Origin of the sequence: Alloalcanivorax balearicus MACL04, from assembly GCF_025532145.1 — a bacterium.
Classification (GTDB): Bacteria; Pseudomonadota; Gammaproteobacteria; order Pseudomonadales; family Alcanivoracaceae; genus Alloalcanivorax; species Alloalcanivorax balearicus.
This window is the reverse complement of the sequence record NZ_ARXS01000003.1, coordinates 183,368-196,428: the sequence shown is the minus strand read 5'-3', so window position 1 is coordinate 196,428 and position 13,061 is coordinate 183,368. Positions and strand designations below refer to the sequence as shown.

Annotated in this window: 15 protein-coding genes and 1 tRNA gene; 3 read left to right on the top strand and 13 right to left on the bottom strand. The window is 61.6% G+C overall.

The window, feature by feature from the left end; genetic code table 11:
• Positions 1 to 14 precede the first annotated feature (14 nt).
• Together bamC and dapA are read right to left on the bottom strand one after the other, a co-directional pair.
• On the bottom strand, positions 15 to 650 hold the full coding sequence (gene bamC / locus MA04_RS04335) for an outer membrane protein assembly factor BamC (RefSeq protein WP_262459576.1): 636 nt from the start codon (positions 648 to 650) through the stop codon (positions 15 to 17).
• Positions 650 to 1,531, bottom strand: a complete 882-nt coding sequence (gene dapA / locus MA04_RS04330) for a 4-hydroxy-tetrahydrodipicolinate synthase (protein ID WP_163127225.1) — start codon at positions 1,529 to 1,531, stop codon at positions 650 to 652. Before dapA ends, bamC begins: the two co-directional genes overlap by 1 nt.
• A gap of 313 nt (positions 1,532 to 1,844) precedes the next feature.
• Here dapA and MA04_RS04325 point away from each other — a divergent pair, with 313 nt between their 5' ends.
• Positions 1,845 to 2,378, top strand: coding sequence for a glycine cleavage system protein R (locus MA04_RS04325; protein ID WP_163127224.1), 534 nt, complete (start codon positions 1,845 to 1,847; stop codon positions 2,376 to 2,378).
• Between the two features lie 19 nt (positions 2,379 to 2,397).
• On the top strand, positions 2,398 to 2,862 hold the full coding sequence (locus MA04_RS04320) for a peroxiredoxin (RefSeq protein WP_022996132.1): 465 nt from the start codon (positions 2,398 to 2,400) through the stop codon (positions 2,860 to 2,862).
• 147 nt (positions 2,863 to 3,009) lie between these two features.
• Here MA04_RS04320 and MA04_RS04315 read toward each other — a convergent pair whose 3' ends face one another.
• Together MA04_RS04315 and MA04_RS04310 are read right to left on the bottom strand one after the other, a co-directional pair.
• The gene (locus MA04_RS04315) at positions 3,010 to 4,095 is read right to left on the bottom strand and encodes an AI-2E family transporter (RefSeq protein WP_163127222.1); all 1,086 of its coding nucleotides are present in this window, start codon (positions 4,093 to 4,095) and stop codon (positions 3,010 to 3,012) included.
• 75 nt (positions 4,096 to 4,170) lie between these two features.
• Entirely contained in the window at positions 4,171 to 4,449 is a 279-nt protein-coding gene (locus tag MA04_RS04310; protein WP_163127221.1) for a sulfurtransferase TusA family protein, read from the bottom strand.
• A gap of 34 nt (positions 4,450 to 4,483) precedes the next feature.
• Here MA04_RS04310 and MA04_RS04305 point away from each other — a divergent pair, with 34 nt between their 5' ends.
• Positions 4,484 to 5,917 carry a M48 family metalloprotease gene (locus tag MA04_RS04305; protein WP_163127220.1) on the top strand — a complete coding sequence of 478 codons (1,434 nt, stop codon included), beginning with the start codon at positions 4,484 to 4,486 and terminating at the stop codon, positions 5,915 to 5,917.
• Positions 5,918 to 5,958: 41 nt separating this feature from the next.
• Here MA04_RS04305 and nadA read toward each other — a convergent pair whose 3' ends face one another.
• From nadA to tolR, 9 genes are all read right to left on the bottom strand, one after another.
• Positions 5,959 to 7,008, bottom strand: a complete 1,050-nt coding sequence (nadA, locus tag MA04_RS04300) for a quinolinate synthase NadA (RefSeq protein WP_163127219.1) — start codon at positions 7,006 to 7,008, stop codon at positions 5,959 to 5,961.
• A gap of 339 nt (positions 7,009 to 7,347) precedes the next feature.
• Positions 7,348 to 7,423, bottom strand: a tRNA-Lys gene (locus MA04_RS04295).
• A 64-nt stretch (positions 7,424 to 7,487) separates the two neighbouring features.
• Positions 7,488 to 8,174: a 7-cyano-7-deazaguanine synthase QueC gene (queC, locus tag MA04_RS04290; RefSeq protein ID WP_163127218.1), complete on the bottom strand. Its 687-nt coding sequence runs from the start codon at positions 8,172 to 8,174 to the stop codon at positions 7,488 to 7,490.
• A gap of 32 nt (positions 8,175 to 8,206) precedes the next feature.
• Complete coding sequence (gene queE / locus MA04_RS04285) at positions 8,207 to 8,848, bottom strand: 7-carboxy-7-deazaguanine synthase QueE (RefSeq protein WP_262459575.1); 642 nt, start codon at positions 8,846 to 8,848, stop codon at positions 8,207 to 8,209.
• Between the two features lie 159 nt (positions 8,849 to 9,007).
• On the bottom strand, positions 9,008 to 9,730 hold the full coding sequence (gene ybgF, locus MA04_RS04280) for a tol-pal system protein YbgF (protein WP_240342818.1): 723 nt from the start codon (positions 9,728 to 9,730) through the stop codon (positions 9,008 to 9,010).
• A 72-nt stretch (positions 9,731 to 9,802) separates the two neighbouring features.
• Positions 9,803 to 10,375, bottom strand: a complete 573-nt coding sequence (pal, locus tag MA04_RS04275) for a peptidoglycan-associated lipoprotein Pal (protein WP_163127215.1) — start codon at positions 10,373 to 10,375, stop codon at positions 9,803 to 9,805.
• 143 nt (positions 10,376 to 10,518) lie between these two features.
• Entirely contained in the window at positions 10,519 to 11,796 is a 1,278-nt protein-coding gene (gene tolB / locus MA04_RS04270; RefSeq protein ID WP_262459574.1) for a Tol-Pal system beta propeller repeat protein TolB, read from the bottom strand.
• Positions 11,793 to 12,638 carry a TonB C-terminal domain-containing protein gene (locus MA04_RS04265; protein WP_262459573.1) on the bottom strand — a complete coding sequence of 282 codons (846 nt, stop codon included), beginning with the start codon at positions 12,636 to 12,638 and terminating at the stop codon, positions 11,793 to 11,795. The genes tolB and MA04_RS04265 overlap by 4 nt, the downstream gene beginning before the upstream one ends.
• Positions 12,635 to 13,060: a protein TolR gene (gene tolR / locus MA04_RS04260; RefSeq protein WP_205475467.1), complete on the bottom strand. Its 426-nt coding sequence runs from the start codon at positions 13,058 to 13,060 to the stop codon at positions 12,635 to 12,637. Before tolR ends, MA04_RS04265 begins: the two co-directional genes overlap by 4 nt.
• Position 13,061: the final 1 nt, after the last annotated feature.

The window sequence follows — 13,061 nt, the reverse complement described above, 5'->3', positions numbered from 1 at the left end:
CCTTCCGCCGGCGCCTAGCGCCGGATACCCGAGCCGATACGTTGCAGCTCGCCGTACAGACTTTCCAATACCGCCAGGCTTCCGGCTTTATCCGCCAGCGCGGTGCCTTCAGCGTTCATCAGGGCCACCTGAATACCGTTGGTGGTATGGCTGAGCTTGAGCTGAGCCTCCGCCGGCTGGAGCTGATAACGTTCCGGCGTGGTGAGGAAGAACACGCCCTGGTCGCGGTTACGGTCGGTGACGCGCAGGTCGGTCTGCGTCAGTGCCTGCCCCACGCTTTCCCAGGCTTGCGCATAGCGGTCCGGCATCATGATGATGGGATAACCGGTACCGTCCTTCGCCAGCACCGCCCTGGCGCCGGCCGGCAACGCCGGCACCGGCGTCTGGTCGCCGTCTTCCGGCACCGCGCCGACCAGATCCGGCGGTTTTGGCGCCTGGAAGCCCCGTTCGCCATCCTCGGCGGTCAGCCGCTGATCCGCGTCCGGCACTTCATATAGTGGGGATTGGCCAATGAACACCCAGCCGTCCGGCACGGTCATCGGCTCCACCACCTCGGCTTCGCGATACTTCAGACTTTGATTCGGAATCAAACCACAGCCGGCCACCATACCCGTGGTGGCCAGCGCGACAACAGTAAGCCAACGCTGCATTATGCCTCCAGGAGCCCGCTACGACGCAGCGTTTCACGCAAGCGCGGTTGTGCGGCCTCCGACAATGTAACCAGGGGCAACCGGATTCCCCGGTCGATCATCCCCATCTCATAAAGCGCCCATTTCACGGGAATCGGGTTCGCTTCGATAAACAGATCACGATTCAGGGGCTCGAGTTCCGCATTCAATGCACGGGCACCATCGGCATCGCCACTCAGCGCCGCGTCACAGAGCCGCGCCATTTTCGCCGGCACCACGTTGGCGGTGACGGAAATGTTGCCATCGCCGCCGGCCAGCATCAGCTCGCAAGCGGTGGCGTCGTCACCGGAATAGACCATGAAATCCGGGCCGCAGCGTTCACGGATCTCCCGCGCCCGCTCCAGATTACCGGTGGCTTCCTTGATGCCGACGATGTTCGGCACCCGGCACAGGCGCTCCACCGTCTCCGGCAGCAGATCACAGGAGGTGCGCCCGGGCACGTTGTACAGGATCTGGGGAATATCCACTGCCCGCGCCACCGCCAGAAAGTGCTGATACAGGCCTTCCTGGGGCGGCTTGTTGTAGTACGGGGTCACCAGCAGGCAGGCATCGGCGCCGTCGCGTTTGGCGTCACGGGTCAGGCGAATGGCTTCCTCGGTATTGTTGGCCCCGGTACCGGCGATGACCGGAATCCGTTTATTGGCCACGGCCACCACCTCACGGATCACGCTGTCGTGTTCCTCAAAGCCGAGGGTAGCGGATTCACCGGTGGTGCCCACCGCCACGATGGCGTGGGTGCCCTGCTCGACGTGCCAGTCGACCAGGTTCCGCAACCGCTCCCAGTCCACCGAGCCGTCTTCCCGCATCGGGGTGACCAGCGCCACAATACTGCCGCGAATCATGCCGTCATCTCCTGCCTGGCCCGTTGAGAGCCGGTTCGTCATTTAGAGCCTGTTCTTAGCGCACAGCCGCTTGGGAACCGTGGTTCCCCAAACCGCGTATGGTACCCCTCCGCGCTTGGCCTGAACAATATCAATTCGCCGGAAAAGGCATCGGCACGGGGCATTCATGGGGCATTTACGGAGCATTCCCGGAACATTCCCGGAACATCGGAGCGAGGTTTCGGTCCCCGACCAGTAGCGTTAAGCTACTGCCTTCCCACTTGCCGACGTTCCACCGACGTTAGCAAGTTTTTACGCTTGCGAGGATCCCATCATGGCCACTGAGTCACTGATCGTCATTTCCGCCCTTGGCTCCGACCGGCCGGGCATCGTTCATGCCCTGTCCAAGACCGTGCTGGAGTACGGCGGCAATATTCTGGACTCGCGCATGACCCTGCTGGGCGGCGAGTTCGCCGTGCTGATGCTGGTGGCGGCAGAGGAAGACGCCCTGGCCCGTCTGGAACAGGACCGCACCACCCTGGAAGGCAAACTGGATCTGGCGCTGACACTGAAACGCACCCGCAGCGGCGATACCGGGCAACAGGCGCTGCCCTACGAAGTCGAGGTGGTGGCCATGGATCACCCGGGCATCGTCCATGAAATCGCCGAGTTCTTCTCCGCACGCGGCATCAATATCGCCGACCTCACCACCGGCACTTACGCCGCGCCCCATACCGGCACCGCCATGTTCCGCCTGCATCTGGCGCTGAGCATTCCCACCGAACACTCGGTGGCACGCCTGCGCGAGGCCTTCCTGGACTTCTGCGAAGGCCGCAACCTGGACGCCACCATGACCCCGAAACGATAAGACTCTGAGAGGACACCCCATGACCGTAGAACTGGACAAGCCGGTCCCCGACTTTTCCGCTCCGGCCACCAGCGACACCACCTTTACCCTCAGTGACTGGCAGGGCCGGAATCTGGTGCTGTACTTCTACCCGAAAGACAGTACCCCCGGCTGCACCACCGAGGGCCAGAACTTCCGAGATCAGTACGCCGCCTTCCAGAAAGCCGGCTGCGAGGTGTTCGGCATCTCCAAGGATTCCTTGCGCCGCCACGAAAACTTCAAGGCCAAGCAGGCCTTTCCCTTCGAGTTGATCAGTGACGAGGACGAGACCGTCTGCCGCCTGTTCGACGTGATCAAACTGAAGAAGATGTACGGCAAGGAATTCGAAGGCATCGAACGCAGCACCTTCCTGATCGACGCCAAGGGCGTATTGCGCAAGGAATGGCGCAAGGTCAAGGTCAAGGACCACGTGGACGAGGTACTGGAAGCGGCAAAAACGCTCTGAGCCCGGGGAGAGTCGGCGGTCAGCGTTCCAGGACCGTGTTTGGCCAGGGAAGGCCAAACCCGAGCCCACCTGGATGTGCTTGTAGCGTGTCCTGGAACACTGACCGTCGGCTCTCCTCTCCTGGCAAGAGGCACCTTGATCCCCCCATTATTCGGCTGCGGGTAGTTCCTGGGGCTTTTCCTTCTCCTCCCGCGGCCAGGCGTTGAGCACCGCTTTCAGCAGAGTGGCCAGCGGAATGGCGAAGAACACCCCCCACAGCCCCCAGATCCCGCCGAAGAACAGAATGGCGACGATGATCGCCACGGGGTGCAGATTGACCGCTTCGGAAAACAGCAACGGCACCAGGATGTTGCCGTCCAGGAACTGAATCACCCCGTATATCACCATCACCAGGGCGAAGTCTCCGCTCCAGCCGAACTGGGCGTAACCCACCGCCGCCACCGGCAAGGTCACCAGGGTCGCCCCCACATAGGGGACGATGACCGACAAGCCCACCATCACCGCCAGCAGCAGCGCGTAATTGAGGTCCAACAACAGGAAGGCCACGAAGCTCGCCGTTCCCACCACCAGAATTTCGATAGCCTTGCCGCGCACATAGTTGGCGATCTGGCCGTCCATTTCTTGCCAGACCCGGCCCAGCACATTGCGGCGGGAAGGCAGCAGTCCAAGCAGCCAGGACACCAGGGCCTGCCGGTCCTTGAGGAAAAAGAACACCAGCAGCGGCACCAGCACCAGAAACACCAGGATCTCCAGCAGATTGGGGATCGATGACAGCGACAAAGACAGCACCGCCTGTCCGAACTGGGCCAGTTCGCGCTGGGCGGAGTTGACCAGGATGTTCACCTGCTCGATGGAAATCACTTCCGGGTACTGCTCGGGCAATGCCCGCAGCCATTGCTCACTGTTCTTGAGCACGTGAGGAAGCTGATCCCGCACCAGCATGACCGTTTGCTGCCACACCATCGGCAACAGCACCACCAGGGTGGCCACCAAGCCGCCAAGAAACAGCAGAAACACCAATATCACCGACAACAGAGAGGGCAAACCACGCCGTTCCAGGGCACTGACCAGTCCCTGCATCAGATAGGCCAGCACCAGCGCCGCCAGCACCGGCGCCAGGATGTTGCCAAACAGCAGGATAATCGCCAGCCCTCCGACCAGGGCCACCAGCAGATAGACCGCCTCTTCATCAGCAAACCAGCGTTCCATCCAGCCCTTGAACACTTTGAACATCGAGTGCCTTCCTTATTAAAACCGGGTATCGGATCATTCAGAGGGGTTGATAGTTCCGTGTAATTTACACAGTCTCTATGCGCCGTCGCCGGCGGCCCCACAGCGTATCAAAAACTCGTACTCGCCCGCCGCTTCGCCATCGCGAACCAGATCGTGAGGTGATTGTCGAAGATAGGCGGGAATATCCCTTGCCGAACCGGCATCGGAGGCCAGTACCCGCAACATCTGCCCCGGCGCCAGATGTCGCAGGGCCTGGCGGGTTTTCAGTAACGGCAAGGGGCATTGAAGCCCTCTGGCGTCCAGGGTCTGATGAACCGTCATCGGATCCTCGGAATGGTGTCGGGTGCCATCCATCAAAGGGTGCCATCCTTATATCAGGAGTTACTTTGTGATCCGTGCCATGCACGCTCTGATACTCAGCCTGGTGGTGGTGCTCGCCGCGCCACCCGGCCGCGCCCAGGATCTGCCCGATCTCGGTGATCCGGCGGCGGCGTTGCTGTCCACGGGCCAGGAGTACCGGCTGGGCCGCAGTTGGCTGCGCAGTCTGCGCGGCAAGACACCGATCATGACCGATCCACTGGTACAAGACTACGTGGAAAACCTGGTTTACCGGTTGGCTTCGTTCAGCGATCTGCACGAACCCAATCTCTCCATCGTGGTGATCAACAGCCAGGCCATCAATGCTTTCGCGGTACCCGGCGGCGTCATCGGCCTCAACGCCGGCCTGTTTCTCAACGCCGGCTCCATGGATGAAGTGGCCAGTGTGGTGGCCCACGAAATCGCTCACGTCAGTCAACGCCATTTTACCCGTCGCTACGTGGATTCCCAGCGCACCAACATCGCCATGCTGGCGGCCATGCTGGCCAGTATCGCGGTGGCGGTGGCGGGCGACGCTCAAGCTGGCATGGCCGGCATGGCCGCCACCCAGGCTGGTGTGATCCAGTCTCAGTTGGCCTACTCCCGCCACCATGAGCGGGAAGCGGACCGGGTCGGCATGCAGACCCTGGTCTCGGCGGGCCTGGACCCGAACGCCATGCCCCGTTTTTTTGAACGGCTGGTGGAACAGCAGCAATTCGCCGGCGATCCGCCAGAGTTTCTGCTCACTCACCCGGTCACAGAAAGCCGGGTGGCGGACAGCCGCGCCCGGGCCCGCAACCTGCCTCACCCGAAACAGGAAACCTCCCTGCCCTTCGAGCTGGTACGCGCCCGTATCCAGGCCTCCTTCTTCGACGATTATCAACGCGCCGAAGCCTACTTCCAGAAACGGCTGAAGAACGGCGACGTCAGTCAGCAGGAAGCAGCCCGCTATGGCCTCGCCATGTCGGCCCTGTACGACAAAAAGTACGATCTGGCCCGTCGCCGGCTGGATCAGTTACGCCAACAGGACCGTGCCGAACTGTGGTATCCGTTGGGCCTGGCGGAAGTGGCGCTGGCGGAAGGCGATTATCCCCGTGCCATCGAAATGGCCCAGTGGGTGCAGAAGATCAACCCGGAGGGCTACCCCAGCTCGGTACTGCTGGCGCGGGCCTATCTGTATTCCAAACAGCCGGAAAAAGCGGTGCCGGTCCTGGAACCGCTACTGCGGCAGCGCCCGGATGATCCCATGCTGTGGTCCATGGCGGCGGATGCCTGGGGCAACAGCGGGGAACTGGCGCGCGCTCATCGGGGCCGGGCCGAATACGCCTTCCTGCGCGGCCGGGACCGCGAGGCCAAACAACAAATGCAGTTTGCCCTGAAGGAAGCCAGCGGACAGTTCGCCCTGCGCAGCGCTCTGAATGCGCGTCTCAAGGAAATGGAGCGGCTTTCCGAAGAGGAATTTTGACGACGGTCCGGGACACAGCCCCGGAACCGCCATCCATTCGATCAGCGTTTCAGGCTCTTGCCGAAATCCAGCATCCGGTCCAGAGGCACCATGGCGCGACGGGCCAGGTCCGGATCGACAAAGATCTCCTGCCCGCAACCATTTTCGTCCTGCAGCACCGCCAGGGTGTTCTCCAGGCCGTTCATGGCCATCCACGGACAATGGGCACAGCTGCGGCAAGTGGCGCCGCTACCGGCGGTGGGCGCTTCGATGAAGGTCTTCTCCGGCGCCAGTTGCTGCATCTTGTAGAAGATGCCCTTGTCGGTGGCGACGATGAAGGTGTCGTTGGGCATCTCGGTGGCCGCTTTGATCAACTGCGAGGTGGAACCCACCACGTCAGCGATGGCCACCACCGATGCCGGTGATTCCGGATGCACCAGTACCGCGGCACCGGGATGGACGGCTTTCAGCTCTTCCACGCCGCGCGCCTTGAACTCCTCGTGGACGATACAGGCGCCGTCCCAACAGAGCACATCGGCACCGGTCTTGTCGCGCACATAGGCCCCCAGATGCTGATCAGGCGCCCATAGAATCTTCTCGCCGCGCTGGTCCAGATACTCGATCAGTTCCACCGCGATGGACGACGTCACCACCCAGTCCGCCCGGGCTTTCACCGCCGCGGAGGTGTTGGCGTAAACCACCACGGTACGGTCCGGATGCTGTTCGCAGAAGGCGGCGAACTCATCCTCGGGACAGCCGATATCCAGGGAGCAGGTGGCTTCCAGGGTGGGCATGAACACCCGCTTTTCCGGGCTGAGAATCTTCGCCGTCTCGCCCATGAAACGCACGCCGGCCACGATCAGGGTGTTGGCCGGATGCTCCTTGCCGAAGCGGGCCATTTCCAGGGAATCCGCCACGCAGCCGCCGGTTTCCTCCGCCAGCGCCTGGATCTCCGGATCGGTGTAATAATGCGCCACCATCACCGCGTCGCGGGCCTGTAACTTCTCTTTAATCCGCTCGCGGTAGAATTCCCGCTGTTCCAGGGTCATCTCCTGCTCGCCATCGGCATGGGCCAGATGGGCGCGGACCAGTTCTTTAGCCTGAGCACTCATATCGCATCGCCGCCCCGTGTGAGGATCGGAAAGCCGACAATCGGTCCGGATCGGACCCTCGTCGCTGTCCCGGTGACGATCAAGGATGTTGATGCCAACCGGGGGGCGAATCATACCACAGCCAAAGAGGGGGTCACGGCGGGTGCCGTCAAGAGTATGGTGTAAAACGCCGCAAGCCCCGGATTCACTGCCTTCCGGGCTCAGAATAAAGCATTTTATGCATATAAAATAAGGCTGAAATGGCGTCCCCCCGGGCGGATGGGCGACGGCCCGCGGGGTGACCGCCATGGGCGGCGGCCATAAAAAAAAGGGCTGCCTGGCGGCAGCCCTTTTGGAAATTGGTGGGTCGTGTAGGATTCGAACCTACGACCAATTGGTTAAAAGCCAACTGCTCTACCAACTGAGCTAACGACCCGTCGAACGAGGCGCAAATAATACGGATTTATTTCGACATGACAAGGGGGAAACCGGGATTTTTTTCACGCCCGCAGATACTTTGTCGGATCTTTGACCAATGCTTCCTCGAAGCCCTGGCGGCGCAGCCGGCAACTGTCGCAGCGCCCACAGGCCTGCCCCTCTTCGTCGGCCTGATAGCAGGACACCGTGAGACCATAATCCAGTCCCAGCCGGGTCCCTTCCCGAATGATGTCCGCCTTGGACAAAGTCATCAACGGCGTGGCGATACGGATCGGATGCCCTTCCACCCCGGCTTTGGTGGCCAGGTTGGCCATGTTCTGAAACGCTTCGATGAACGCCGGCCGGCAATCCGGGTAACCGGAATAATCCACCGCGTTGACACCGATATAAATAACATCGGCCTCCAGCACCTCCGCCAATCCCAGCGCCAGCGACAGAAACACGGTGTTGCGCGCCGGCACATAGGTCACCGGAATGCCGTCGCCCTCTTCTTCCGGTACGTCTTCCGGCACCGCGATGTCATGGTCGGTAAGCGCGGAACCGCCGATGTTTCCGAGACCCAGTTCGATCACCCGATGGGACTCCGCGCCCAGCGCGCGGGAAACCCGTTCGGCGGCCGCCAGCTCCGAGCGGGTGCGCTGGCCATAGTCGAAGGCGATGGTATGACAGCGGTGCCCTTCGGCCCGAGCCATGGCCAGACAGGTGGCGGAATCCAGGCCCCCGGACAGCAGTACCACGGCGGTGCTCATGTTGTGTTCTCCGTCATAGCAGCCCCTGGGCTTCAGCGCCCCTGGGCATCATTCCACAGTAATTTATGCAGCTGGATCTGGAAGCGTACCGGCAAGCGGTCCCGCACAATCCAGTCCGCCAGGTCGGTCGGTGACAGTTGCCCCTGCACCGGCGAGAACAGCACATCGGACACCCGTCGCGCCAATTGGTGCTGATCCAGCATGAAGCGGGCCCAGTCGTAGTCGCGACGGTCCGCCAGCACGAACTTCACCTGATGGTTCGGCCGCAGCAGCGGAATGTTTTCCAGCCGATTATTGTGCTGCTCGCCGGAGCCCGGCGCCTTCAGATCCATCACCACCGAGACGCGCTCGTCCACGGCGGCGATATCCATGGCGCCCCCGGTTTCCAGGCTCACTTCATAGCCACGGTCGCACAAAAGCGTCAGCAGCGGCAGGCAGTTGGGTTGCGCCAGCGGTTCACCGCCGGTCACCGTGACATAGCCTGCTCCGTAGCCGTCCACGGTCTCGAGAATATCGTCCAGGGACCATTTTTGCCCGCCCTGAAAGGCATATTCCGTATCACACCAGACACAACGCTGGGGGCAGCCGGTCAGCCGCACGAAGACAGTGGGCCGTCCCACGCTGCGGGCTTCTCCCTGCAGAGAGTGAAAAATCTCGGTGATACGCAGTTCCACTGTGGCTCCTGACCGGCGGCGAATGCGGGTGTCGTTGGCGGATACGGATGGCCGCCCGGAACAGGGCGGAGTCATTCGGGGTCGGAATCGAGCCCCGGAATGGCGCGCATTCTAACACAGGGAAAGCGCCGGGGACTCCCCGGCGCCTGGCTGGCGGGTTCAGTTGCCCAGTTGCTTGAGCATGGCCTTGGCCAGCTCCGCCTCGGAGGAGTCCGGATACTGTTTGACCAGGCGCTTCAGAGTGTCGCGAGCCTGAACGGTACTGCCGCCCCGCGCCTGCAGGCTGGCCAGTTTGTACAGGCTGGTGGGCGCCCGGCTGTGATCCGGATAATCCTCCACCACCTTGGAAAACTGTTCCCGGGCCTTGGTCAACTGCGGCGATTTCAGATTGGAATAGGCTTCACCCAGCCAGAAATGGGCCTGCGGACGATACCGGCCGTTCGGATACTCTTCCAGATAGGCTTCCAGGGCCGGTACGGCGCCTTCGAAGTCGCGGTCCAGCAATTTGCGTTGGGCGTCATTGTAGGCCTGGCGATCGGCTTGCGGGTCCGCCGGTCCTTCGCCGTCCTCTCCATCCCCGGTGGCGTTCTCGTCATCGGCCGAAGCCGGCGCGGTACTCTCCGCCAGGGCATTGATTCGGGTATCCAGGTCCAGATAGCGTTCGCGCTCGGCGGCTTTGAGCCGGTCCACTTCGTGACGCAGACGTTCTATCTGACCCTGTAAATCCTGAAGCTGTTCCTCATACTGCTGCATTTGCTGCATCAGCATGATCACGCCGTCGTTACCGCCAGTGGATTCCGCGGCGACGGTGCGGGCACCGCCCCGTGAACCGCCGCGGTCCTCCACGGACAAAGGGCCGGTCTGCGCCTGCGCAGTAATCACGGCCCCCGCAAGCAGGGCACCGATGAACCCATGTGTTCCGAGTCTATGGATGGCCTGCTTCAACATCATGGCTTACGGACGGCCTGCCACGTAGTTCAGCTCAACGCGACGGTTTTTCGCCCAGTCCATTTCGCTGTGACCGAAAGCGGCGGGCTTCTCTTCACCGTAGGACACCACTTCCAGTTGGGAAGAGGATACGCCCTGAACGCGCAGGAACTTCTGTACCGCCTGGGCACGACGCTCGGACAGAGCCACGTTGTACTCACGGGTACCGCGCTCGTCGGCATGGCCTTCCAGGCGCAGCTTGGCGTTGGCGTTGTTTTTCAGGTAGGTAGCGTGGGCACGCAGGCTTTCGAAAGCAGCCGCCGGAACGGTGTTGCTGTCGAATGCGAAGTAGATCACACGAGTATCGGTGGTGCCGTCGTAGTTGGACGGATGGTTGTGGAAGTTATCCGCGGTTAACGGAACGCTGCTGGTGTCAGGACGAGTGGACTCGGGACGCTGAACCGGCTGAGTGGTACCGGTCTGGGAATCCATGCCGGAGGTGTCCGTGGCGGACGTGTCCTGCTCGGTGGGCGTGCTGGAACAGGCGGCAAGAACACCGGCCAGAATAACGGCAAACAAAGGATTGACGAATGAACGCATGACAAAACTCCTGATTAATTTCCTGTAATTTCGAACACTGAGACCCGTTTATGGAGAAACCTCCGCATCCGTCCCCGGCCCGTCAGTGACAACGCTGACGCGTGGCTCACCCTGGGCCAGACACCTGAGATGCGAGTCAGCATCTACAGAAACGGCGACCAGGCCGGTTCCCTGACTTCCCCTTCCTTCGACGGCAGCTCTACCTTGACTCTGCCATCGATGGATACGGCCTCCAGGACCCCCGTGCCGCGACGTTGCGTACCGTAAATTACCATACTTCCATTAGGCGCAACACTGGGCGACTCATCCATATTGGTCTGAGTCACAATATCGAACGTACCCCGTTGCAGGTCCTGCACGCCGACGTTGAAACTGCCATTGCGACGGTGCACATAAACCAGATACCGGCCGTCCGGGGTGACATCCGGACGGGCGTTGTAATTGCCCTCGAAGGAGACCCGACGGGCGGACCGATCGTTGATGTTGAGCATGTAGATCTGCGGGCCGCCGGAACGGCTGGACGTGAACACCACATGCTCGCCGTCCGGCATCCAGCGTGCCTCGGTATCGATACCGTAGTTGTCCGTCAGCCGGGTCAACCCGCCGCCATTCACATTCACCATATACAGTTCCGGATTACCGTCCTTGGACAGGGTGATCACCAGCCGCTGACCGTCCGGTGACCAGGACGGAGCGCCATTGATACCCCGCTCCCGGCTGACCACGGAACGCTGCCCGCTGGCCAGATCGTGAACGTAAATGTTCGGCTTGCCGTTGTTCTCAAAGGAGACATAGGCGATCTTGCTGCCATCCGGTGACCAGGACGGGCTCATGATCGGCTCGGCACTGGACAGAATGGTCTTCACCCGATGGCCGTCGGCATCGGCGTACTGCAGTTGATAAGGCAGCTTGGCGCCACGGTTATGGGTGACATAAAGGATCTTGGTGGAAAAGGCACCGGGAATGCCGGTGAGCTCTTCATAGATGCGATCGGAAATGGCATGGGCCACATCCCGCAATTGAGCTTTGGTCGGACTGTAGCTTTCACTGAACAGTTCACGCTGGCGACCCACGTCATACAAGCCATAGGTCACTTCATAGCGGCCATCGTCCCGCGGCTTGGTATGGCCGATCACCAGGTACTCCTGGCCGAGCACACGGAAATCCCGGTAAATGATCGCGTCCTTGGTGTGCGGCCGACTGAGCATGTTCTTGGCCGGTAGCGGTTTGAACTGACCACTGCGGTGCAGGTCCGCCTCGACAATGGAGGACACCTGCTCCGGCGCCTCGTTATCGCCGTCAAACGGCACGATGGCGATCGGCACCGCGTCCACCCGTCCCTCGGTCACCTTGATCAACAGCTCGGCCCGCGCGGCCACCGTCAGTGTCGCCAGGACCAGGGCCAATATCAGTCGCTTCATTTGGCATCTCCAGGTTCAAATTCGAGCACAAGCGTTCGGAACTCTTCAAAACCGTCGCCTTTCGGCACCGGCAGGGGGCTGGCCAGTTGTACGCCCTTGACCACGGAATCATCGAAGTCCGGATAACCGCTGGACTTCACCACATCCACATTGACCACGTCACCGCCGGGAACCATCCGGATACGTACCTGGGTACGGATGTCGTTCCGGTTACGGTAGTTGCCGGGAATGCGCCAGCGTTGAGCCACCGCCGAGGAGATGGCGTCAATATAGCTGGCGGTTTCCTGTTCCACCTTGCTGTCCGGGTCACCGCTGCCGGGATTCTCCTGGTCCTGCTTCTTACCCTGACGCGCCATCTCCAGCCGTTCCTGAGCCAGCAGTTCCTCCATGTCCGGCTGCTCGAACTTGGGCGGCGGCTCCGATTTCGGTTTCGCATCCGCTTTGGGTTTCGGTTCCGGTTTTGGGGGTTCCGGTTTGGGTTCGGGCTTCGGTTTGGGTTCGGGCTTCGGTTTCGGCTCTGGCTTAGGCTCGGGTTTCGGTTTGGGTTTGGGTTCCGGCTTCGGCTCAGGCTTGGGCTTCGGTTCCGGCTTAGGCTCCGGTTTAGGTTTCGGCTTGGGCTCTGGTTTGGGCTGCGGCTTGGGCGTCGGCTTCTCTTGCTTGGGCTCGGGACGGGTGGGCGCCGCCGCCCGCTCGGTCTGGTCGGTAACCACCGCCATCACATGAGGAGGAATCTTCGGGGGACGGCGCAGTTCCGGCTCGGAGGTCCAGGTAAACAACACCATTCCCAGCACCAACAGGTGCAGGAACAGGGACAGCCCCGCGCCTACCCCACGGTCACTCATGGCAACTCCGCTGGGTCGGTTACCAGGCCCAGCTTGGTGACACCGGCACTTTGCAGCTCCGACATCAGTACCACTACTTTGCCATAGGGCACGTCCTGATCACCGCGCACCAGGAACAGGGTTTCCGGTTTCTCGCTGTGAATGGCGGTGACCCGCTGGGTCAATGCTTCCAGATCGGTGGCGGCTTCACTGTCATCGCCGACATTAATGTAGTAGCCGCCATCGGCGGCCACCGCGATCATCACCGGCTCGTCATTTTCCGTCGGCAGCGGCGCGCTATTGGCCTGGGGCAGGTCCACGGAGACCCCCTGGGTCATCATCGGCGCGGTGGCCATGAAGATCACCAGCAGCACCAGCATCACATCGATGTAAGGCACCACGTTCATCTCCGCGGCCAGCTTCCGCGGAGTATGCCTGCGCATA

What these genes read in the sequence shown, in the direction of transcription:
- bamC (WP_262459576.1), bottom strand. Translation starts at nt 650, where the DNA reads ATGCAGCGTTGGCTTACTGTTGTCGCGCTGGCCACCACGGGTATGGTG.
- dapA (WP_163127225.1), bottom strand. Translation starts at nt 1,531, where the DNA reads ATGATTCGCGGCAGTATTGTGGCGCTGGTCACCCCGATGCGGGAAGAC.
- MA04_RS04325 (WP_163127224.1), top strand. Translation starts at nt 1,845, where the DNA reads ATGGCCACTGAGTCACTGATCGTCATTTCCGCCCTTGGCTCCGACCGG.
- MA04_RS04320 (WP_022996132.1), top strand. Translation starts at nt 2,398, where the DNA reads ATGACCGTAGAACTGGACAAGCCGGTCCCCGACTTTTCCGCTCCGGCC.
- MA04_RS04315 (WP_163127222.1), bottom strand. Translation starts at nt 4,095, where the DNA reads ATGTTCAAAGTGTTCAAGGGCTGGATGGAACGCTGGTTTGCTGATGAA.
- MA04_RS04310 (WP_163127221.1), bottom strand. Translation starts at nt 4,449, where the DNA reads ATGGATGGCACCCGACACCATTCCGAGGATCCGATGACGGTTCATCAG.
- nadA (WP_163127219.1), bottom strand. Translation starts at nt 7,008, where the DNA reads ATGAGTGCTCAGGCTAAAGAACTGGTCCGCGCCCATCTGGCCCATGCC.
- queC (WP_163127218.1), bottom strand. Translation starts at nt 8,174, where the DNA reads ATGAGCACCGCCGTGGTACTGCTGTCCGGGGGCCTGGATTCCGCCACC.
- pal (WP_163127215.1), bottom strand. Translation starts at nt 10,375, where the DNA reads ATGCGTTCATTCGTCAATCCTTTGTTTGCCGTTATTCTGGCCGGTGTT.
- tolB (WP_262459574.1), bottom strand. Translation starts at nt 11,796, where the DNA reads ATGAAGCGACTGATATTGGCCCTGGTCCTGGCGACACTGACGGTGGCC.
- MA04_RS04265 (WP_262459573.1), bottom strand. Translation starts at nt 12,638, where the DNA reads ATGAGTGACCGTGGGGTAGGCGCGGGGCTGTCCCTGTTCCTGCACCTG.
- tolR (WP_205475467.1), bottom strand. Translation starts at nt 13,060, where the DNA reads ATGCGCAGGCATACTCCGCGGAAGCTGGCCGCGGAGATGAACGTGGTG.